The organism is Haliea sp. E1-2-M8 (assembly GCF_030649675.1).
GTDB lineage: Bacteria > Pseudomonadota > Gammaproteobacteria > Pseudomonadales > Halieaceae > Haliea.
This window is the reverse complement of the sequence record NZ_JAUTDR010000031.1, coordinates 19524-42428: the sequence shown is the minus strand read 5'-3', so window position 1 is coordinate 42428 and position 22905 is coordinate 19524. Positions and strand designations below refer to the sequence as shown.

The 22905-nt window shown below is 55.0% G+C and carries 17 protein-coding genes and 1 pseudogene; 11 read left to right on the top strand and 7 right to left on the bottom strand.

What is annotated here, in order from left to right; translation table 11 throughout:
* Positions 1-5: 5 nt before the first annotated feature.
* Both glcF and Q6D67_RS21925 read left to right on the top strand, forming a co-directional pair.
* A complete protein-coding gene (gene glcF / locus Q6D67_RS19100; protein ID WP_304707269.1) occupies positions 6-1211 on the top strand; it encodes a glycolate oxidase subunit GlcF in 1206 nt (401 codons plus the stop codon).
* A 257-nt stretch (positions 1212-1468) separates the two neighbouring features.
* Positions 1469-1876: pseudogene (locus tag Q6D67_RS21925) on the top strand (transposase); the annotation flags it as partial.
* A gap of 30 nt (positions 1877-1906) precedes the next feature.
* On the opposite strand, the gene Q6D67_RS19090 reads toward Q6D67_RS21925, so the two are convergent.
* From Q6D67_RS19090 to Q6D67_RS19065, 6 genes are all read right to left on the bottom strand, one after another.
* The gene (locus Q6D67_RS19090) at positions 1907-2173 is read right to left on the bottom strand and encodes a formate dehydrogenase subunit delta (RefSeq protein WP_304707268.1); all 267 of its coding nucleotides are present in this window, start codon (positions 2171-2173) and stop codon (positions 1907-1909) included.
* Positions 2170-3024, bottom strand: a complete 855-nt coding sequence (gene fdhD / locus Q6D67_RS19085; protein WP_304707267.1) for a formate dehydrogenase accessory sulfurtransferase FdhD — start codon at positions 3022-3024, stop codon at positions 2170-2172. The genes Q6D67_RS19090 and fdhD overlap by 4 nt, the downstream gene beginning before the upstream one ends.
* On the bottom strand, positions 3021-5894 hold the full coding sequence (fdhF, locus tag Q6D67_RS19080) for a formate dehydrogenase subunit alpha (protein WP_304707266.1): 2874 nt from the start codon (positions 5892-5894) through the stop codon (positions 3021-3023). Before fdhF ends, fdhD begins: the two co-directional genes overlap by 4 nt.
* 1 nt (position 5895) lies before the next feature.
* Positions 5896-7449 carry an NADH-quinone oxidoreductase subunit NuoF gene (locus tag Q6D67_RS19075; RefSeq protein WP_304707264.1) on the bottom strand — a complete coding sequence of 518 codons (1554 nt, stop codon included), beginning with the start codon at positions 7447-7449 and terminating at the stop codon, positions 5896-5898.
* On the bottom strand, positions 7446-7940 hold the full coding sequence (locus tag Q6D67_RS19070; protein WP_304707263.1) for a formate dehydrogenase subunit gamma: 495 nt from the start codon (positions 7938-7940) through the stop codon (positions 7446-7448). The genes Q6D67_RS19075 and Q6D67_RS19070 overlap by 4 nt, the downstream gene beginning before the upstream one ends.
* Before the next feature lie 318 nt (positions 7941-8258).
* Positions 8259-8966: a FadR/GntR family transcriptional regulator gene (locus Q6D67_RS19065; protein ID WP_304707262.1), complete on the bottom strand. Its 708-nt coding sequence runs from the start codon at positions 8964-8966 to the stop codon at positions 8259-8261.
* Positions 8967-9208: 242 nt separating this feature from the next.
* Here Q6D67_RS19065 and Q6D67_RS19060 point away from each other — a divergent pair, with 242 nt between their 5' ends.
* From Q6D67_RS19060 to Q6D67_RS19020, 9 genes are all read left to right on the top strand, one after another.
* Positions 9209-10093 carry a fumarylacetoacetate hydrolase family protein gene (locus tag Q6D67_RS19060; protein ID WP_304707261.1) on the top strand — a complete coding sequence of 295 codons (885 nt, stop codon included), beginning with the start codon at positions 9209-9211 and terminating at the stop codon, positions 10091-10093.
* A gap of 530 nt (positions 10094-10623) precedes the next feature.
* Entirely contained in the window at positions 10624-11892 is a 1269-nt protein-coding gene (locus Q6D67_RS19055; protein ID WP_304707260.1) for an amidohydrolase family protein, read from the top strand.
* A gap of 857 nt (positions 11893-12749) precedes the next feature.
* Positions 12750-15056, top strand: coding sequence for a TonB-dependent receptor (locus Q6D67_RS19050; protein WP_304707259.1), 2307 nt, complete (start codon positions 12750-12752; stop codon positions 15054-15056).
* A 75-nt stretch (positions 15057-15131) separates the two neighbouring features.
* The gene (locus tag Q6D67_RS19045; protein WP_304707258.1) at positions 15132-16391 is read left to right on the top strand and encodes an amidohydrolase family protein; all 1260 of its coding nucleotides are present in this window, start codon (positions 15132-15134) and stop codon (positions 16389-16391) included.
* A 51-nt stretch (positions 16392-16442) separates the two neighbouring features.
* Positions 16443-17234, top strand: a complete 792-nt coding sequence (locus Q6D67_RS19040; RefSeq protein WP_304707257.1) for an alpha/beta fold hydrolase — start codon at positions 16443-16445, stop codon at positions 17232-17234.
* An 81-nt stretch (positions 17235-17315) separates the two neighbouring features.
* The gene (locus tag Q6D67_RS19035; RefSeq protein ID WP_304707256.1) at positions 17316-18800 is read left to right on the top strand and encodes an amidase; all 1485 of its coding nucleotides are present in this window, start codon (positions 17316-17318) and stop codon (positions 18798-18800) included.
* A 20-nt stretch (positions 18801-18820) separates the two neighbouring features.
* Entirely contained in the window at positions 18821-19633 is an 813-nt protein-coding gene (locus Q6D67_RS19030; protein ID WP_304707255.1) for a sulfite exporter TauE/SafE family protein, read from the top strand.
* Positions 19634-19672: 39 nt separating this feature from the next.
* Positions 19673-20902, top strand: coding sequence for an MFS transporter (locus tag Q6D67_RS19025; RefSeq protein WP_304707254.1), 1230 nt, complete (start codon positions 19673-19675; stop codon positions 20900-20902).
* 97 nt (positions 20903-20999) lie between these two features.
* Complete coding sequence (locus Q6D67_RS19020; protein ID WP_304707253.1) at positions 21000-21833, top strand: fumarylacetoacetate hydrolase family protein; 834 nt, start codon at positions 21000-21002, stop codon at positions 21831-21833.
* 46 nt (positions 21834-21879) lie between these two features.
* Here Q6D67_RS19020 and Q6D67_RS19015 read toward each other — a convergent pair whose 3' ends face one another.
* Complete coding sequence (locus Q6D67_RS19015) at positions 21880-22893, bottom strand: LacI family DNA-binding transcriptional regulator (RefSeq protein WP_304707252.1); 1014 nt, start codon at positions 22891-22893, stop codon at positions 21880-21882.
* Between the last annotated feature and the right edge of the window lie 12 nt (positions 22894-22905).

Here is a 22905-nt window from a genome sequence, read left to right as displayed (position 1 = left end):
TAGCCATGCAGACCATTGTCCATCCCAAATATCACGGGCGCGCAGATGTTGCGGAGGCAGAAGAAATTCTGCGTGCCTGTGTGCATTGCGGCTTCTGCACGGCCACCTGTCCAACCTATCTGGAACTCGGCGACGAGCGTGACGGCCCTCGAGGACGAATTTACCTGATTAAACAGTTACTTGAAACCGGGGACATTTCGGAGGCATCACAAACCCATCTGGACCGTTGTTTGACCTGCCGTAGTTGCGAGACAACCTGCCCTTCCGGAGTGCGCTATGGTGCCCTGGCTGACATTGGTCGCGGCATCATGGAGCAGCAGTTGCCCAGGCCATTGCGGGCGCGCCTCACGCGCTGGGCGTTGCGCAAGCTGTTGCCGTTTCCCGCCAGATTCAGGCCCCTGCTGTTGCTCGGGCAGTGGTTGCGGCCAGTGTTGCCCGCTGGCCTTAAAGCCAGCATCCCGCGGAAGCAGCACTCGTTGCCGTGGCCGGTTCAATCGCATCCCAGGCGCATGCTGGCGCTGGCCGGTTGTGTGCAATCCGCTGTAACACCGAACACGAATGCAGCTGCGGCGCGGGTGTTGGACAAGTTAGGTATCACCCTATCGCAAGCGCCCGCTGCGGGTTGTTGCGGAGCGGTGAGTTACCACCTGGCGGCCCACGGGGAGGGTCTGGACTTCATGCGCCGCAATATCGATGCCTGGTGGCCCGCCATCGAGAGCGGGACTGAGGCTATCGTTATCAGCGCCTCGGGCTGCGGGGCCACAGTAAAGGAGTACGGCCACCTCCTGCGTCACGATCCGGAGTATGCACAGAAGGCGGCTCGAATCAGTAAGGTAGCCAAGGATCTTTCAGAGGTCCTGTTGGCGGAGAACCTGGATCAGCTGGCACCCGCAGCACAGCCCAGGACCGCGGTTCACTGCCCCTGTACCCTGCAACACGCCCTCAAGCTCAGTGGCGTGGTGGAGGCTGTTTTGAGCCGTGTTGGAGTGGAGTTGGCTGCAAGCAAAGACAATCATCTGTGCTGCGGTTCAGCGGGTACTTACTCGATTTTGCAGCCTAGAATCAGTCAGCAGTTATTGGATAACAAACTCGCTGCGTTGACTATCGACGGGCCAAGACAGATTGTCACTGCCAACATCGGTTGCCAGATGCATTTGGCGGGAAAAGCGAATATTCCTGTGCGCCACTGGATTGAGCTGCTTGACGGCTGACCTCGGTTGTGAGTCGTGCCCCTGTGTAGGTGTTAAGAGTGTTCGTTATTAAGCCGAGATTGATGGCGCTTTGATCATTGTTGCCAATCTGGCAGGATGAAGTTCGACCCATAAATTATTGTCTCCTACTGTATCAGTGCGGGACTAATATTTCACAAGCGGTAACTTTGCAATGGTCAGGCGCGGATTGAGATAAACTCAATCATTACATAAATATCGTTGACTGGACTTCCCCTGGTTCATGGAGATTTCTAGCCTATTGTGTGCGCGGCGAAATGGAGAATCGCATCAAGGAGCAGCAACTGGGATTGTTCGCCGACCGCACGAGCACGGCAACGATGCGTGCTAATCAGCTACGACTCTACTTCTCTTCCTTCGCCTATGTCCTGCTGCATGGCCTGCGGCGGCTCGGCCTGCAAGGCACCCGGCATGCGAAGGCCCAATGCACGACCATCCGGTTGAAGTGGTTGCAGAATGGTACTTCCGTCAGCACCGTGCGTTACGGTCGCCCGATTGGCCACCAAAATTGCGGTGAAACACGCAAAAATGGACCCATCATGAAAATCGGTGAGCGAAGCGGGCTAGAGCGCAACCAGGTGGTCAATGTTACGTCTCGCTTTGAGCAGGCGTTGCATTTTGACAAAAGGGACTCCCTCTCACCCTGAGCCTGACTCTTTGTCATTGAAACTGCCCAATCATTTCTGACATGTTGCCTCCAAATTGGTGAGATCGGTCAGAGACCCAATGCCAACACGCACCACCGCAAGCTTCACCACCTGATTCAACTCCGTTCCATCCGTTTGCACATAGTCTATAATCTGGGCCTTCATGCTCCGCGCCCAGAACAGCCGGATGTGCTTCGCCACCAGCTCCGCCGCCGCGGCATCATCGGCTGCGGCAGGGCGCAGGTTGGCTGCTATCTGGTTGGCCATGGCAATCAGATGCTGCAGCTCACCGTTCATCCCCGCTGCTCCTGCACCTGTTGCCTCTCCGGATCCCCGGCCGGGCCAGGCCTGTGGTAGATCACGTGTCGACCGGGCCGGGCAAAGCCCACCAGCAGCTGGCCCGCATGCCGCGCCCGGTCGATGGCCAGTGAGGTGGGCGCCGATATGGCCACCAGGGCACCAATGCCAACCGCGCAGCTCTTGTGGACCATTTCATAGCTGGCCCGGCTGGAGACCAGCACAAAACCGGTCGCCAGCTGCTCACCCCGGCGCCGCAGGGCGCCGATGAGTTTGTCCAGAGCGTTGTGGCGGCCAACATCCTCTCGCACCAGCAGTATCTCACCCTGTGCGCTGCACCAGGCGGCGCCGTGGCTGGCACCGGTACTGGCCTGCAGGGGTTGGTGGCAGGGCAGGGCTGCCAGCGCGCGCTGGATGGCGGCATCATGTAAATCGGGTGCAACCACCGACGCGACGGGGCGAATAGCCTGGGCCAGGGATTCGGTGCCACACAGGCCGCAGCCGGTACGCCCGACCAGATTCCGGCGGTGCTGCTTCAGTTCCACCCAGCGCTGGGTGAAGATCTCCATGTTGATGGAGATACCCTCCTCACCCGCAACCACATCCAGGCCATACAGCTCCCCCGGGTGGGCCAGGATGCCCTCGGTCAGGCTGAACCCCAGGGCAAAGTCCTCCAGGTCCGCCGGGGTCGCCATCATCACCGCGTGTGACAGCCCGTTGTACACCAGCGCTACCGGTATTTCCTGGGCAATACTGTCGCCAGTAACACGGTCGGCCTCGCCCGTTCGCCGCACGTCGACCGTGGCTGTGTCGCTGGCCCCCTCCCGCGTGCCGTCACACTCCCCAGTCATCCCTCGCTGACCTCGGGTGCGGGCCGCCTGCCCTTCTGCAACAGGGTAGTCTGCTGTCGGTCGAAGGCCTTGAACTTCTGCTGCCAACTGGAGGGCTGGCTCACCTTTTCCACCTGCACCGCGGTGACCTTGTACTCCGGGCAGTTGGTCGCCCAATCGGAGCTGTCGGTGGTAATGACATTGGCACCGCTGCCCGGATGGTGGAAGGTGGTGTAGACCACCCCCGGCAGCATGCGGTCGTTGACCCGGGCGCGCAGTACCGTATGGCCCGCCCGGCTGCTGATGCCCAGCCAGTCACCGTCCTTGACCCCGCGCGTTTCGGCATCGTGCGGATGCAGTTCGATCACGTCTTCATCGTGCCAGGTCTGGTTGGCGGTGCGCCGGGTCTGGGCGCCCACGTTGTACTGGGACAGGATCCGGCCGGTGGTCAGCAGCAGCGGGTACTTGCGGTTGGTCCGCTCGCTGGTGGCGACATATTCGGTGATGGCGAACTTGCCCAGCCCGATCGGGAACTCCCGTTCGTGCATGATCGGCATGCCTTCCGGGTAGGCGTCGTTGCAGGGCCACTGGATGCTGCCCAGGTTATCAAGCTTGGCGTAACTCACGCCGGCGAAACTCGGCGTCAGCCGGGCGATCTCGTCCATGATCTCCGCGGGGTGGCTGTAATCCATGGGGTAACCCAGGGCGTTGGCCAGATCCACGGTTACTTCCCAGTCCTCCTTGCCCGCCAGCGGCGCCATCACCTTGCGCACGCGGTTGATGCGTCGCTCGGCATTGGTGAAGGTGCCGTTTTTCTCCAGGAAGGTGGACCCGGGCAGCAGCACATGGGCATACTTGGCGGTTTCGTTGAGAAAAATATCCTGCACGATCAGGCACTCCAGAGCCCCCAGCGCAGCCTCCACATGTGAGGTGTTGGGGTCGGACTGGGCGATGTCCTCACCCTGCACGTACAGGCCCTTGAAACTGCCGCTGATGGCCGCGTCGAACATGTTCGGGATCCGCAGGCCTGGCTCGTCGTCGATCTTTACGCCCCAATCGGCTTCAAAGCGGCCGCGGGCGGTGGCGTCGGACACATGTTGGTAACCAGGCAGTTCATGGGGGAAGGAGCCCATGTCACAAGAACCCTGCACGTTGTTCTGGCCGCGCAACGGGTTTACCCCCACACCTTCACGGCCGATATTGCCGGTGGCCAGGGCCAGGTTGGCGATGCCCATGACCATGGTGGAGCCCTGGCTGTGCTCGGTCACGCCAAGGCCGTAGTAGATCGCACCGTTGCGGGCCCGGCCATAGGCGCGGGCGGCCTCGCGCACGGCATCGGCCGCAACACCGGTCGCACTTTCCAATGCCTCCGGCGAGTGGCACGGCTCGGAGATAAACGCGCGCCAGCGCTGGTACGCCTCGGTCTCGCACCGGCTGGCAATGAACGCGCTATCTTCCAGACCCTCGTTCACCACCACGTGCGCCAGGGCATTGATCATCGCCACATTGGTGCCCGGGCGCAGGGGCAGGTGCAGGGCCTTGTGGCGGTGGGGCGTGTGCAGGAGGTCAATGCGCCGCGGGTCGATCACAATCAGCTCCGCCCCCTGCCGCAGGCGGCGTCGCAGCTGAGAGGCAAAGACCGGGTGCGCATCCGTGGGGTTGGCGCCGATCACCACGATCACGTCCGCCTGCATCACCGAGTCAAAGGTCTGGGTACCGGCGGATTCGCCCAGGGTGGCCTTCAGGCCGTAACCCGTAGGGGAGTGGCAGACCCGGGCACAGGTATCGGTGTTGTTGTTGCCAAAGGCCGCCCGCACCAGCTTCTGCACCAGGTAGGTCTCTTCGTTGGTGCAGCGGGAGGAGGTGATACCGCCGATGCTTTCCCGGCCATGGCGCTGCTGGATCGCTCGCAGGCGGTCGGCGGCAAAGGCGATGGCCTCTTCCCAACTTACCGCCTGCCAGGGCTGGTCGATGGCCTCGCGGATCATGGGCGTGCGCAGGCGGTCCCGGTGGGTGGCGTAGCCGAAGGCGAAGCGTCCTTTTACGCAGGAATGACCGTGGTTGGCGGCACCGCCCTTGTAGGGCACCATGCGCACCACCTGGTCCCCCTGCATCTGGGCCTCAAAGGAGCAGCCCACCCCGCAATAGGCGCAGGTGGTGACCACGCTGTGCTCCGGCTGGCCGGCGTCGATCACGCTCTTTTCCATCAGCGTGGCCGTTGGGCAGGTCTGCACGCAGGCCCCGCAGGACACACACTCGGAATCCATAAAGGACTCATTGTCCCCGGCCGCCACTTTGGAGTCGAAGCCACGGCCATCGATGGTCAGGGCAAAGGTACCCTGCACTTCCTCGCAGGCCCGCACGCAGCGGGAGCAGACAATGCACTTGCTGGAATCGAAGGTGAAGTAGGGGTTGGATTCGTCCTTCTCCGCCTGCAGGTGGTTGGCGCCCTCGAAGCCGTAGCGTACCTCACGCAGGCCCACCACGCCGGCCATGTCCTGCAATTCACAGTCGCCGTTGGCGGGACAGGTGAGGCAGTCCAGCGGATGGTCGGAGATATACAGTTCCATGATGTTGCGCCGCAGCCTGGCCACCGGCTCGGTCTGAGTGGAGACCTGCATGCCATCCTCCACCGGAGTGGTGCAGGAGGCGGGATAACCGCGCTTGCCTTCGATCTGGACGGCGCACAGGCGGCAGGAGCCAAACGCCTCCAGATTATCTGACGCACAGAGCTTGGGGATATTGATGCCCGCCAGTGCCGCCGCCCGCAATACCGAGGTGCCCTCGGGCACGCTCACGGCGACCGCATCGACCACCAGACTGACCGTGTTGGCGGTCGCCGCAGGAGCCGGTGTCCCATAGTCCCGGTCCGGTTCGTGGTAGTGCAACATCTCAGCGCCTCCGATTGTCAGTAGGCCGCAGGTCCTCGGAAAAATGCTGCAGCACGCTCCGCACCGGGATCGGCGTCATGCTGCCCATCGCGCAGAGGGAGCCGTCCACCATGGTAGAGGATAAGTCATTGAGCAGCGACAGGTTGGCTTCAGGCCGGTCGCCGGCCCGGATGCGGTCGATGACCTCCACCCCGCGGGTGGAACCGATACGGCAGGGCGTGCACTTGCCGCAGGATTCCACGGCGCAGAACTCCATGGCAAAACGGGCCTGCTCGCCCATGTCCACCGTGTCATCGAACAGCACCACGCCGCCATGCCCAAGCACCGCCCCTACAGCCGCGAACGCCTCGTAGTCCAGCGGCGTATCCCATTGTGTGGCTGGTAGATAGGCGCCCAACGGGCCGCCCACCTGCACCGCCCGCAGGGGCCGGCCGCTGAGGGTACCGCCACCGAAATCCTCGATAAGCTCCCGCAGGGTGATGCCAAACGCCAGCTCCACAAGACCACCACGCTGCACATTACCTGCCAGCTGTACCGGCAGCGTACCGCGAGAGCGTCCCACCCCACAGTCCGCATAGGCCTGGGCTCCGCGGTCGAGAATAAAGGGCACCGCCGCCAGTGAGAGGACGTTGTTCACCACTGTGGGCCGGCCAAACAGGCCCTTGAGCGCCGGCAGCGGCGGCTTGGGCCGCACCATGCCGCGGCGGCCTTCCAGGCTCTCCAGCAGGGCGGTTTCCTCGCCACAGATATAGGCGCCGGCACCCAGCCGCACTTCCAACTGGAACGCACGGCCACTGCCCAGCACGGAATCGCCCAGGTAGCCGGCGGCGAGCGCCCGTTCGATCGCGGTATCGAGAATACGCCGCGCCAGCGGGTACTCCGAGCGCAGGTAGATATAGCCGCGGGTCGCGCCCACCGCCAGGCCCGCGATGACCATGCCCTCAATCAGCATATAGGGATCGCACTCCATCACCAGGCGGTCGGCAAAGGTACCGGAGTCACCCTCGTCGGCATTGCAGACAATGTACTTCTGGCCCGGGTCAGCGTTTAGCACCGTCTCCCACTTGATGCCGGTGGGAAAGGCCGCGCCGCCGCGCCCGCGCAGGCCCGAAGATTTTATCTCCCCGACGATGGCGGCCGGCGCCATCTGTAGCGCCCGCTCCAGGCCGCGAAAGCCTTGGTGGTCGCAGTACTGCTCGATGGACAGCGGATCGATCACGCCGATGCGGGCAAAGGTCAGCCGGTGCTGGCGCGCCAGGTAGGGAATCTCCTCGGTGAGCCCTTGGCACAATGGGTGTGAGGTCGCGCCCTCCAGCAAACCGGCATCCAGCAGCGCGGGCAGGTCCGCGACGCTGACCGGTCCGTAGGCGACCCGGCCGCGGGCAGTTTCCACCTCGACCAGGGGTTCAAGCCAACAGAGGCCACGGCTGCCATTGCGGATCAGCTCGAGATCCAGGCCACGCTGCGTCGCCACCGCCGCCAGTTCCTGCGCCAGAGCATCGCCACCCATGGCCAACGCCGTGGTGTCGTTGGGCACAAATACGCGCACGGTCATCCCGGCAACTCCACCGCTTGTATAGCCAGGCCAGCCAGAAGGTCATCGAAACGCGCCTCCGATACCCGGCCATGGACCACGTCGCCGATGCGAATGGAGGGACCGCAGGCGCAGTTGCCCAGGCAGTAGACCGGCTCAAGGCTGAACTGCCCATCGGCCCGGGTCTGGTGGTAGTTGAGCCCAAGCCGGGATTTGGCATGCGCTTCCAGCTGCCGCGCCCCCACCGCCTGGCAGGCCTCAGCCCGGCAAATCTCGACGATATGCTGCCCGGGTGGCGTGGTCCGGAAATGGTGGTAAAAGCTGATCACGCCTGACACTTCCGCACGGGTTAGCCCCAGCGCCTCGGCCATCACAACAATCGCATCGCGCGGAATATAGCCGAGACTGTCCTGCACGGCGTGCAGCACCGGCAGTAGGGCGCCGGGCTGGGACCGCCAGGCTGCTATCGCGGCCTGCACCGGGTTTGGAGTGAAATCGGGATGCAGATCCATAGGGAGTACCTATTGAGCAAAATTTTATTGTGTATCGAAAATAATGTTAAGACCAACAAACGGGAGAGAGCGGCTCATCTGGACCCGTAACTGTATCAGATGGGTGTGTCTGCCGGATGCTCCGCAACAAAAATCCGCGGGCAGACTTTGGGGAGACTCTAGAATTAATCGATGATGGCCTGCCCGGGGGCAAAGAGTTGGGCTCCTTCGGTTGCACAGCGTGAGGGATTACTACACGGTTAACACGGTTTCCGATGCAATGAAGTTATAGTTCTGGTCGACCAGTGACCGCTGTTCGATTCTGCGATTCCATTCCTCTCATGGCATCATGGCATTGCGCACGCTCTCAAGGTGCGCCTTCATCGCCAGCTTAGCATCGTTCGGCAAGCGTTGAATGATCGCATCTACGATGGCCGTATGCTGTTGGTCGTATAGCTTGCGTCGCTCCTCTGTCACCGACTTTCTTTTCAGCTCGATCCAGCTAGCCTGATTGCGAATCTGATTTAAGGCGTGATAGTGGCCAATTAGCGCTGTATTGCGGGTGGCGCGGAATATGGCCCCATGCAAGTGCCCATCCCAGTATTCGAAATCAGCCAGGTTTTTTGCCGAGAGTGTTTGGTCGAGCGCGGCCTTGATTTCCTCTATGTTCTCCTTCCGTGCTCGAAGGGTGGCCAGTGCAGCAACCTCAGGTTCAATTACGAGGCGCGACTCAAGGACTTCGAGAGGGCTTGAATCCAGAATGTATTGCTCGCTTAGCTCAGTATTCGGCTTGACCGTGTCATCTCTCTGCGCCGGCCGCTCGGCAAAACCAGATTCTTGCTTGAAGGCAACGATAGGCCGAGAGTTTTCCACAATCTGGAGGTATGAATCAACGGCCAAGGCCTTAATGGCCTTGCGAATTGTGTTTCGCGAAGCACCAATCTCGTTGGCGAGTGAGCGCTCGGAAGGAATTTTGCTGCCCGCGACCCAAGTTTGGTCTGTAATTCGGCTAATCATTTGCTCCTTCACTTTTACATAAGACACCATCGGCACCTAAATCCTGATTACAGTCTGGCGTTTTGATTACCATAGTTTGTGTTTCACTGACGGCGATGATAGCAGATTGCCGTATATAGGAACCAAAATATTTATGGTCTATTTATGGTGCTTTTTATATGTTGACAAGAATGGGTTAAAGGCTAGTATAGATACCGTAAGCGCACTGAATTGCCAGTAATGGTTTAAGTTTCTGAAAAAATGAACCAAAATATTGATCCATGGGGAGCAAGATGAGGTACGTCACTTTCCGCCAAGGCGAAAAAATCAGCATCGGAATAGTAAACGGTGAGAATTCCACTATCACGGTCTTGTCGCAATTCGATGGCGATCCTGAGCTGGGTATCGTCAATCTGATCGAGTCGACCAAGGCCCCTGAGCCTACTGGTGTTCATGTCGAATTGGGTGCCGTTACCTTACTCGCCCCCATTCCTCGCCCGCGCCGGAATATCATCTGCGTTGGCAAGAACTACGTTGAACATGCCCATGAGTTTTCTGGCTCCGGATTCGATTCTGGTGCTGCTCAGGGTGCCATCCCTAGCGCGCCCATCGTATTCTCAAAACTTCCAGAAACGGTCGTCGCACACGGTGATAATGTAATCATCGATCCGACCGTCAGCAAGGCAATCGATTATGAGGCTGAGCTTTGTGTGATTATCGGTAAAGGCGGGCGAGGGATTAGTCGGGCATCAGCCCTTGATCACGTCTGGGGCTACACTATCGTGAACGACGTGACTGCCAGAGATCTGCAGAAGCTACATAGTCAGTGGCTAATAGGCAAATCACAGGACAGTTTTTGTCCAATGGGTCCTATTGCCGTGACGCGCGATGAGCTCGATCTTGGTGACACCGCCGTGCGTTGCTGGGTAAACAACGACCTTAGGCAATCATCTAATACATCCGCGCTCATATTCGACGTGCCTGAACTTATTTCGACAATATCGCGAGGAATCACACTTTATCCGGGCGATCTTATTGCTACAGGTACGCCGGCAGGGGTGGGTATCGGCTTCAGTCCACCGCGCTATCTTCAATCTGGAGATGTGGTCAGGGTGGAGATAGAGGGCATTGGTGTACTGGAAAACATGTTTGTATCTTCAGAGGAGCGGCTGTCTTGACGCGATACGAAAAAGTCGGCTGCTCAATTAGAGTACGTGGTAGGCATGACGCCATGCTTGTTATTAATGGATTCGGTTACTCAAGCGACAACGTCTTTCCAGTCAGAAAACTCAAATACAGGCAGCATCGGATTGTGGGCATTCTAGGTTCTGTATTTCCCGGTAATAGTGGCCCTGCCTACCTAGTCGAGTCTAATTTCAAAGAACAGCATATGGATCGCATTCTCATGATAGGTCAATTATGATCATACAGCGTATGGCTAAAAGGAAATCAAATCGTACCCTGACCATGAGCTTGTTTGGGGTGCTTAAAGGATATCCGGGAGTTGCGCGGGATAGCTTGCAGACATAATCGTAGATAGCGCGGTGACGAAGATTGCAGGTGCCATTGAGAAATGTGGATACTGACCGAGAGTCGGAAGGCGTATGTGTACTCAAAAAGCAAGATCAAGAAGCTTCTATAAATTTCCATGAACGCACTAAACTGCCAGAAATAAAAACTCTTTGCTAAGATTCTGATGGAGCTATGTATGGACGAAAATAGGAATAAAAATGCAAATGGGGTCGTGTTTAAAAACGTCAATATCTTCGATGGAAGTGGCGCGGATCTTTTTGCAGGTTCTGTGCTCGTTGAGGGAAACCGAATCAGCAAAGTGATGCGTGAAGACGTGCCGATTCCAACGGGAACAATAGCTATTGACGGCTGTGGCCGCACCCTAATGCCGGGTATGATTGACGCGCACCTCCACTTGTCGTGGAACAACGCTTCATCCTTGGAAGCGATCATGTGGATGCCCGTTGAAGAACATGTCCTGTCATGTATAGCGTCGGCCAAAATTGTACTTGATGCAGGCTTTACATCTGGGCTTGGAGCAGCTGCTGCAAAACCAAGATTGGATGTTGTTATTCGAGACGCAATCAATAGTGGCGCAATTCCCGGTCCGCGCTATTTGGCTGCATCGCCAGAGTTCACTACTATCGGTGGACTCGGTGACACTTCGCCGCCTCATATTGAGCTAGACGCGCTGACCTTTGGGACGATCGTTACAGGGACCGATGAAATGCGTGCCGGCGTGCGACGCATGATCAAATACGGCAACGACGTCATCAAGTTAAACCTTTCGGGAGAAGATCTTACACCAACCCCGGCGGAAGCAACTCCTTTTACAGACGAGGAAGTCGCTGCAGCATGCGACGAGGCATTAAAGCGTAAAAAAATGGTGAGTGCCCATGCCCGCTCGGCAGATTCTATTAAGCAATGTATACGTCATGGTATTCGCAATATCTACCATGCGTCCTATGCAGATGATGAGGCATTGGACATGCTTGAGGCGGCAAAAGAAAAACATTTTGTAGCTCCGGGCTTGGCCTGGCTTTACCAAACAGCACGTGGTGCATCTCAGTTTGGACTGACGCCAGATACTGCGCTGGCGAAAATGTATGAGTGTGAGCTTGGAGCCGCAATCACTTCGATGAAGTCTATGCATAAGCGCGGGGTAAGAATCGCGATTGGTGGCGATTACGGGTTTGCGTGGACCCCTATGGGGACGAATGCCACCGATCTGCAGTACTTTGTTGAGCTGCTTGACTTCTCGCCGCTTGAAGCGTTGGTGGCGGCGACATCAGTTGGAGCGGAGATGATGGGTATGGGCGATAGCCTCGGTCGAGTTAAGGAGGGATATCTCGCGGACCTGTTGTTGGTAGATGGGGACCCAAGCAAAGATGTGCGGATACTACAGCAGAAACAGAATATCAATGGAATCATGAAAGATGGCCAGTTTCATAAGTTTCCCCAGTAGGTAAGGAAGCACGAGAAGCAAAAAACCACCAGGTTATGGGCTGCGCGACAAAGATAGCGTGTTGAACGCAGCTCAAATTTTGGGCTTCTTGTAAACGGCAATCAATAGATCTGGTTCATAATAGTTAAATCGGCAGGGGATGGTGATTTTCAGGTGCCAGATTGGCGGGAATAACACATTGCTAGCAGAGCCGAGAATGTGCCAGGGGAAGAAGCTTGTTTCGTTGGGCTTGTAGCGAAGGGACCGAAAAAGTTTTCCAAACCATTCGACACTGGTTCTCCTACACCAGATTCAATAATAATTAACGTGTTCTTATAAAGCGGTCGGCTTTACTCTTCGAGAACTACCATAAAAACAGTAGGTTAGCCTCGTATCTGTTGTTTGGCTTAACTCGTATCAGAATCAAAGTCGACCAAGTAGGTATTTTCTTGACAACAGATATATACAGTACCTAAACTGACCCTATGCCGAACCAATGCACAATAATATTTGGAAATGATGAACGGTGCCGCCATAGGCCGTGCAGGGTTGAAAGCCTGAAATCGGGCACTGAAGTTTTGCTTCAGCCCTTATTTCAGCTGAAGTGTATGGTGGCATTGAGACTACCTTACAGAGATCTCGTTATGTCAGTTGCAAATCTAGAGCAGCGGCAAGAATTACCAACGGCGGTTCATTAACACATGAACCGACATAGAAGCTCAGTGCATTGTGAACTGTCAGCTGACAACCGGGTGAGCAGAGGGCTCTAGAGAATAGCCCAAGCCTGCGAGTTGGTGGTTTAGGTGCCTTGAATGGCAGTAGAACGTAGCTAATAAAAGCGGTATTAAATCGAGGTCCAACTGTGAGGGGAAGCGATTATGGATACATTAACCGGTAAGCGTTACGCAGCTAGTGGTGCGTTTTTTTTCACTGCGATGCTGGTGGTCAATCCGGCATTGGCGCAGCTTGAGGAAGTCATCGTGACCGCCGAACGCAGGCAGGAGTCGTTGCAAGATGTGCCGATAGCGGTGACGGCGTTCACGAATCAAAGGATAGAATCTTTAAAGATCGAAAATTTTCAGGACCTCGCTTCCCAGATTACGGGATTCAGCATTAATTCATTCTCTAAATCTCGCAATAACCCTGCTCTCCGGGGTGGGTCGTCGTCACTGGCATCGGCGGGCGCCGAGAACGCTGTCGGCCTGTTCATTGACGACGTCTATTTTGGCGGCGCAGGGGATTTTGAGATAGACGTATTTGACGTGGAGCGGATCGAAGTTTTGCGCGGTCCGCAGGGAACCTTGTTCGGTCGGAATACAACCGGAGGCCTTATTAATGTAGTCACCAAGGACCCGGGCGAAGAGTTTGAAGGGCGCGTCAGGGCCTCTCTGGGCAACTATAATTTGAACCGGTTTGGTGCCTATATCAGCGGTCCGATTACTTCAAACCTTGCCGGATCCATTGCTATGTCGTCCGTGGATCGTAATGGGACGTCTTATAACAGCGTGACCGATAACGATGTTGACACCAAGAACTCTTCGGTTTTCCGGGGGAAGCTGGTCTGGGATCTATCGGACACTCTTGAAGTCAAATTAGGCCTGAGCCATAGCGCCAAAGACGAGACCGGAAGTGCGCGGGATGCAACCTCACCGGTTGATTTCGTTGACCTTGCCGTGCTGGCGGATCAGGACTTCAGGATCGACGGTGACACTCGAACGGTGCAAATGCACACGGACGGCCGGTACGTGAGCGAGCAGTGGGTAGGGACTTTGCATGTTGCGAAGCAGCTCAACAACAACTTGACGCTAGAGTCAATTACTACCGGCCGTCTCTTCGATGTTGAGCAGGAGCCAGAGAATCTTGGCGGACTGCCAACCCCGATTTTTGCGATCGCTGATGAGCGGGACATCAAGTCGTTCACTCAGGAGTTCCGTCTAATTTCGGACTATGATTCCGCGTTCAATTGGCAGGGTGGTGTGTATCTACTGCACAACGATGACACCCGATTTCTTGAAGTGACCACGCGATGGGACGATTCCACTGCCGCAGGCGCATTCTCAGCAATTTCTGGATGCCCGACTCAGACGCTGGAAGATTTCGAGAACTTCGTGGTTACCCCTTCCTGCCTGATCAGCCACCCTGGTCTGTTCGACGAGAACAATTTCAATACTGTCGAGAATGTCAAGACTACCAGTTACTCAGTATACGCTCAGGGAACCTATGATTTTGATACTGATCTATCGCTGACTCTAGGTGCACGCTATACCCACGATGAGAAAAAGCTGCGCGGAACGACAACGGATGAGTATGACTGGTCATGGAACCCACGGCCGGGAGAGAGCTTCCGCAATTCAGCTGACTGGGGAGAAGTCACTTGGCGCGCCGCACTCGACTACAAACCAACTGACAATATCCTGTTATATGGTTCTGTTTCAACTGGATTCCGGAGTGGCGCCTACGACATGACCCAGTCGGATGGAGATCTTATCGATTTGCCCGTGGATCCGGAAACGGTCACCAATCTTGAAGTCGGCTTCAAGTCGCGCTTCGCTTCCAACCGCGTGCAGTTCAATGTCGCAGTATTCGACACCACTTATGAAGACCTGCAGTTTTATGTGAACGCAATTGGAGCCGGTGGGGCCTCCGCCACGACAAATGCTGGCGAGGCTACAGTGCAGGGTGTGGAAGTCGAATTGACCTGGGCAGCGACAGATGCATTGACCCTCAACTTTTCCTACAGTCACCAAGAAGGGGATTCCAAGGATATCCCACCCGAGGCAGAGATTCCAGAGGGTACACCACCACAGGGCACTGTCCCCAACAGCTACATCTTCAGTGCAGACTATGTCACTGACTTGGCGTTCGGTGAACTCTATTTTCATGTCGACTATCTTGTGAAGGACGAGTACAGCCTCGAGTTTATGGATAACTCCATACCGCAGTTTCGAAGCGAAGTTGAGGGGATGCTCAATGCAAACATGGGACTCAACTTCAACAACGGCTGGGGCTTGCAGATTTGGGGCAAGAACCTGCGAGACGAGGATGTCGTTCTCTATGGTCAGGATTTCTGGTTCTCCGTCTATGGGCCGACAATTGGCACCAATCCCGAAGTTACTAATGCCTCCTTCGGACCAAGGTATAGTGATCCAAGGACCTACGGGATTACTGTAAGTTACGATTTTTGACTGGGGCTTTGATAATGAGCGAAGAAAACGCCAGAAGCGATTTTGCTTTACCTTACAAATCAGGAGGGATGTGATATGCCTGTACTTTTTAAAAACGTTTCTATATTTGACGGTAGCGGATCAGCATTGTTTCCTGGTGAAGTTATGGTCGAAGGCCAGCGCATAACCGCGGTAGCGAAGGGCTCGGGAAAGATCAAGGGAGAAGGTGCTGAAGTCATCGACGGCAAGGGTGCAACCCTGATGCCGGGGATGTGTGAAGCGCATGCCCATATCACCTATCCCAACATGGCTACGCTCGATGAGCTTGCGGCGGTACCGCCAGAAGAGCACGTCTTTGTGTGCATGCACAATGCCCACAAAATGCTCGATGCGGGATTCACGAGTTTGTATTCAGCCGCGTCTTCAAAGATCCGTACCGAAGTCGTCGTTCGCAACGAAATCAACGCTGGCCGTATCAAGGGCCCGCGATTCCGCGCGGCTTCGCCGGAATTTGTATCTACGGGTGGCTTGGGCGATGGCCGACAGCTGCACTGGGACAAACAGGGTATCGAGATAGTCGCCGACGGTGTCGACGACATCACACGAAAAGTTCGCCTGTGCATACGAGAAGGCGTTGATACGATCAAGGTAAATATTTCCGGCGATAACTTTGTACATGCAGGCCAGGACGGCGTCTGTACATATTCGGAGGCGGAAGTCCGTGCTGCTTCAGAAGAGGCACATGAGCGAGGGGTATGGCTTTCCACTCACTGCCGAGCGGACAAAGCAGTTCGGCTCGCATTGAAGTACGACTTCAAGGTACTTTACCATTGCGAACTTATTCGCGACGAAACACTGGATCTGTTGGCAAAAAAATCCGACAAGATATTCTTGGCGCCGGCGATCGGCGCAAACTATCGATTGGCCTATCATGGAGAGCCGTGGGGTTTCACACCCGAGGTCGTTGAGAAAATGGATGCGAAACGCACGGTTGAAATGACCGTAAAGACGTACGAGAAGATTCGCAAGCACGGCGGAATCCGCGTGCTGCCGGGGGGTGATTACGGTTTCGCCTGGAATCCAATAGGAACCAATGCCAGGGACCTTGAGCTTTTTGTTACGCTGCTCGGGTATACTCCGGCGGAAACCCTCAGTGCAGCTACCAAGCTCGGCGGGGAAATCATGGAAATCCCTGATCTCGGTCTTGTTAAAAAGGGCTTTCTGGCTGACCTGTTGCTGGTGAATGGAGATCCGCTCAAGGATATCACGATTCTGCAGAATAAGGACAACCTGATGATGGTTATGAAGGATGGAGAATTCTGGAAAAAACCGGGACAACCACACGTCAACAAATGAGTCCTTGTGCCACAAGCGACACCCTGCGGATTTCTCGAGGAATGTTTAACCATGAAAGTAAACGGAAAGGAGCTCGCTGTCGAGCAGCATGGCGAAGGCGAAGCCGTCCTCATGATTCATGGCCTGGGCGGCTCAAGTAACACCTGGTTCGGCCAGTGTCGCATGCTTGCCAGAAATTTCAATGTCATTTGCCCTGATCTGAACGGGTCCGCGCGATCTCCACTGAACGGAACACCATCGATAGATGGGTTCGTGGAGGATATGGTGGCACTACTTGATGCACTGGATATCGAATCCGCGCACCTGGTCGGCCATTCTATGGGAACTATCGTATGCCAGCATCTGGCGGTTTCGCACAGCACTCGGGTGCGCAGTATGCTGCTCATGGGCCCTTTGGCTGAACCTCCGCCACCTGCGCGCAAGGCCTTAGCTGACCGTGCTGTACTGGCTCGAAACGAAGGTATGGTGCCCATTGCAGACGCAATGGTCGGCGTGTCTATTTCAGAAGATACGCGAGCAAATCAGCCGACAGTAGCTGCCATGGTTCGAGAGATTCTGATGCGCCAGAGCGCAGAGGGATATGCTAGGACATGCGAGGCGTTAGCGGGGGCGAAGGCCGCTGAAGTCGAGCGCGTGCGGTGTCCAACGCTTCTATTAACCGGTGACGAAGATCCGGTTGGGCCGCCTGTCAATACACAAGAACTTGCTAGGCGGATTCCTGATTCGAGTGCGCTGGTTTTCAGCCGTACTGGCCATTGGACCCCAATTGAAAGGCCGTTCGAAGTCAATCAAGCGATGCTCAATTTTTATTTTGGCGGATCGGCGGACAGATTATCGAATTGAGCGGCGTGAGTTACCACCAACAGTACGGTTGCTTCAGCTACGCAGCCGCATGCGCTGCTGCGGCTATCATGGGAGATAATTGTGGCTTTATCAGATGATCTTGCTTATTTGAGCGCGACGGAACTTGCCCTTCGTATTCGTCGGCGGGATTTTTCGCCGGTAGAGGTTGTTGACGCCTTTATAGCGAGAATCGAAAAGAGGAACCCAAGTCTGAATGCGTTCGTCTTTCTCGGATTCGACGACGCTAGGAAGAGCGCAAAGCAAGCTGAGAAGGAATTGATGTCTGGTGAAGCGCTTGGGCCGCTGCACGGTGTGCCGGTGGCGATAAAGGACCTGTTCGACTTCAAGCCAGGCTGGCCTGCAACATTGGGCGGAATCCGTGCGTTGAAAAATAATATTACCGACTTTCATTGCGCCTTTGCTGCACGAATCGAAGCTGCGGGCGGAATTCTTGTTGGCAAGACTAACAGCCCTGTAATGGGCTTTCGCGGGACATGTGACAACTACCTTTTCGGGCCGACGCGTAATCCGTTCGACACAAAAAAGAATACCGGTGGCTCGTCGGGTGGTAGTGCAGCCGCTGTCGCTGACGGCCTAGTTCCGTTTGCCGAGGGTTCCGATGCAGGAGGCTCAATACGTATTCCTGCTGCCTGGTGCAATCTGGTCGGGTACAAAGCGTCATACGGGCGAACCCCGGTGCATATGCGACCAAACGCATTCGCTGCGACAAACCCGTTTGTGCACGAAGGACCGATCACCCGCACTGTGGAAGACGCTGCGCTTGCATTGAACGTCCTGTCCGGCTATGACCCAGCCGATCCTTTTAGTATCGATGAAGAGATCGACTTTACTGAGTCGACACGACGGTCGATTCGGGGATGGAAGATTGCCTACAGTCCGGATTTCGATGTTTACCCGGTTGATAGCCGCGTGGCAGATACGGTGGCTAAGGCTGTGAGGGCCTTCGAAGAAGCCGGTGCAATTGTTGAACAGGTAAAGGTTGGCATAAAGCGGCCGCAAACTGAACTCTGCGACTTGTGGTGCCGGCTTATTACGCCGTTGAATGTACAGGGACTAGAAGGGTTCAAGGCTGCCGGCCTTGATTTACTGAGAGATCACCGCGAAGATTTCCCGCCCGAGTATCTGCGATGGATCGATGCGGGGCCTGATATGAAAATGTTGGACATCGCCAACGACCAGTCGATTCGTACGGAAATCTACGATGCAATTCAGGGCGTATTAAATAATTATGATCTTTTGATTACGCCAACACTGGGATGTATGCCAGTGGATAATGCGAACGACGGCAATACGCTGGGTCCCAGCGAAATTAATGGTGAACCCGTTGATCCCTTGATCGGGTGGTGTCTAACCTACCTGATAAATTTCACAGGCCATCCTGCCGCGTCGATACCGGCGGGACTCGTAAATGGGCTACCTGTGGGTATGCAAATAATAGGCAAACGCTACGCCGATAGTGATGTTCTAGCAGCAAGCGCTACCTTTGAACGTCTACGACCATGGCAGGACCACTATAGCATCTGCCGTTCCAGACAGATTCTTTAGTAATATCACTGAGATCCAACATGGAAGATTGGTTAGTTGTCGTTGTCGCTTTGGTAGCCGTAGGCCTAATAGCCGGTGTGCTTGCTGGAATGTTTGGCATTGGAGGAGGGATCATTACCGTACCAGCTCTGGAAGCCGCCCTCAGCTATCTTGGTATTGATTCCGCTATACGTATGCACGTTGCTGTTGCGACCTCGTTGGCTATCATTATTCCGACGTCGCTCACATCAGCGTATGCGCACCATCGCCGTGGATCCGTTGATCTTGAAATAGTGAGGCGATGGGCTGCTTTTTTATTTGCTGGCGCGCTCATAGGGGCTTGGATCGCTTCTATGGTGCATAGCCGCACGCTTGCTTTTATATTTGCATCATTGGCGCTTGCAACAGCGGTGAAGTTGATTCTGTTCCCAGAGAGCCGTAATTTCACGCAGTCTGTACCCCGAGGCGCATGGGTTCCAGTTATCCCCGCAGTAATAGGCAATTTTTCCAGTATGATGGGCGTCGGCGGAGGCACCTTTTCAGTAATTGCCCTTACATTGTTCAATCATCCAATTCATCGTGCTGTTGGTACTGCTGCTTTGTTTGGTCTCATAATCGCGGTGCCGGGCTCTGTGGGATTTATCCTCGCTGGTCTCGACGATGTACGTGTACCACCAGGAAGCTTGGGCTATGTAAGCTTAATCGGTTTTCTGCTGATTGCTCCGTCTACAGTGATTGCTGCACCCCTTGGCGTGAGAATTGCGCACGAATTTTCGGAAAGGAAGCTAAGTATACTTTTTGGCGCAATTTCAATTGTCGCGTCGATTCGCCTGTTCTATAAAGCAATAGCCTAAGATAAGCCACTGCAAGATATTATCAGAGGATTGATAGAAATGCCCCTGTCGATTACTATCGTAATTAAGCTGCGTATTCTGATGTTCTTGCAATATTTCATATGGGGTGCCTGGTATACGACGGTTGCAGTGTACATGCGCAATCATGGGATGGAAAATCTAACGCACTGGCCGTACACCGTTACGCCGATTGCTGCAATGGCTAGCCCTCTTTTTCTCGGGCTGTTTGCGGACCGCTTATTTCAGACACAAAAGATGCTTGGCGTACTACTCTTGATGGCAGGCGTCTTCATGCTGTTAACGCCGCAGGCCTCAGGAACCCCAATAGTTTTCATCAGTCTTCTATTTGTGTTCAATCTTTGTTTTATGCCGACACTCGCACTTGCGAACTCGCTGGTTTTTTTTCACACTGCGGAACCGGAGAAACAGTTTCCGCTCATCCGGGTGTTCGGAACTTTGGGCTGGATTGTTGCGGGGTTGATAATTAGTTTTGTCCTTGTTTGGTTTACTGCAGATGTTATCCCTGAACGAACGCCGCTACCGCTGTATCTGTCGGGAGTAGCGGCATTGATCCTTGGGTTCTTCAGTTTCACGTTGCCCGCGACTCCGCCGTCCGCAAAAGGAATGCCGCTATCGATTGGTGGCATACTGGGTTGGGACGCACTGAGGTCTCTCGGAAGTCCATCATTTTATGTATTTCTTTTCAGTTCGATCCTGATCTGTATTCCGTTAGCAGCATACTACAACTTCACACAGATATTTCTTGAGACACGGGGGTTCCGAAACATTGCCGCGATGCAGAGTCTCGGCCAGATGTCGGAAGCATTTTTCATGTTACTCCTTCCGCTTTGTTTCCGGCGACTTGGTGTCAAGTGGGTGCTGGCCATTGGCATGGGTGCGTGGGCGTTGCGTTACATGCTGTTTTCTATTGGAGCGCCGGATGGGCTGCTTTTACTGATAATAACTGGAATTCTGTTGCACGGGATTTGCTACGATTTTCTCTTTGTCGCCGGTCAAATATACGTCGAACGTCACGCTTCACCGATGTTCCGTGCGCAGGCGCAGAGTCTTTTTGTCTTTGCAACCTATGGATTGGGAATGCTTGTTGGAGCACAGGTTGCAGGCTCTGTCTATAATCTATTCCTCGGGGACGCAGCAGCATTGACTGGTGAACAATTCCGTATTTTTTGGATGTTGCCTTCGATCTTTTCCATTGTTGTGCTGATTATTTTCGCGATCACGTTCAATCCTGCCGTAAAGCACCGTTGATGTGCTGGATTTTCGGTGTATAGAAATAAACTAACGTGTTTATATAATAACGAAGAAAAATTAACTATGTTTTCTTTGTCTCATAGGGTTGCCTGGTATGCGTATTGCTCGATGTAGTGAAGGAGACAGAATATTTTGGGCGTCAGTTGATATTGAACGCAGGACTTTGCGTGAAATTCGTGGGAACTTTTCTTCCTGGGCTCCCAAATTCACGCACGGAAAGGATGTCAAAGTTCTAGAACTGGACGATAGTGAGTTGTCGCTGGCAGACGTTCGGCTGCTGCCGCCCGTAGAGAAAACTAGTAAGGTGGAGGTCGTGGGTGGAAACTATGCGCAACATCTTGCAGAAATTGATCTAAGAGCCTCTGAGCAGCCGGTAGTTTTCCTGAAAGCCTACGGTGCGCTTATTGGGGCCAATGATCCGATTCGCTATCCACCGCTGACGACACAATTAGACTACGAGGTTGAACTGGTGGTCGTTGTGGGTTCGCATCGTATTGATCATGCTGATCCGCTCTCTTGTGTGCTCGGCTATGCTGTGGGTAACGACGTTAGTGCACGCGATCTGCAGATGCTCGGTCCGAGAGACATCAGCATGGATCTTTTGGGAGCGAAAAGCCAAGATCGTACCTGTGGCGTTGGGCCGTGGATCGTTACGACTGACGAATTTTCGGAAGGGCAGCCGAAATTCCGGATGAAACTGAGTGTGAATGGAGACATCCGACAAGATGGGAACACAGGAGAAATGACGTGGACTATTGCCGAACTGCTCCGATTTTCTGATCAGCGATCGAGCCTTGAAGCGGGAGATATAATTTTTACGGGTACACCAACAGGCGTTGGCCTTGGTTCGGGTCGGTTTCTGCAGCGCGGCGACCTCGTGGAAGCCGAAATAGACGGTATAGGAGTTTTACGAAACCGCGTGGAGTAGTGTGCCGATTTATTGGATGAGCCGCGGCGAACGAAGATTTGAGGGGCTAATTACGAATCATCAACTTAGTGGAAAATACCACTCTTTTTCGGCGTATTCGTCGCGATAGCTCGGGCAAAAGGGAATCAAAAAGCATTTTGGTAGCCATTTCGCTCATTTCCTGGATGGGCAGCGCGGCAGCCGTAATGCGTGGTGTGCAAATACTGAACCAGTCTGCATCGCCGTAAGCGACCAGTGACAGAGATTCGGGAATGTTGATTTGGAGGCGATTCGCAGCACGCAGCATCCCGAGTACCAGGCGCGAGCTGGCGACGACGATCGCCGTAGGAGCGGGAGAGTGTGAATGAATCCTATCAAACGCGGATTCTCCGCATTCGGGACGGGGCGTAACGAATACAAGCAAATTTTTGTCCAACTCAAGACCCGCTGCCTGCATGGCGTATCGGAATCCAGCATAACGCTGGCGGCCGGTACTAAGTTGAGTCGGCGGCCCGATAAAGCCGATGCGTCGATGGCCCGAATCAATCAAATGTTCTGTGCAAGTGATGATTGAGCGACGGTCGTCTGCCCTGACGACAAGAGAGCCAAGTCGCGTGTCGAAGCGAAGTATCTGTACGGTGGGAACGCTATCCAACAGTTCTATGGTTGCTTCAGTCGGATCTGGCGACGGCGAGATAAGTACACCTGCAACCAGATTTTCCCGCAGGGTTCTTACGTGTTGTTCCTCTTTTTCCGGATCGTCCTCCGAAATTCCCAGAATTAGATGGTAGCCAGAGGCGGAGCACTGCTGGGCCATTGCTCGCGCAGCGGCACTGTAAAATTCGTTCTGTATATCGGGGACGATAAGCCCGACCACTTTCGCAGTGCCGCGTCGCATGGTTCGTGCGCCGAGATTAGCAATGTATCCTAGGTCCCGTGCCGCCTTTCGAACTCTGTTCTTGGTGGCAGCACTGATCCTGGGGTGGTCGTTCAAGGCTCGCGAAACCGTGGTATGGGCGAGACCAAGCTCCTTCGCGATATCCTTTATTGTTATCGCAGCCGGGCTGTTGCGCGGAGTCATGGCAATAAACGG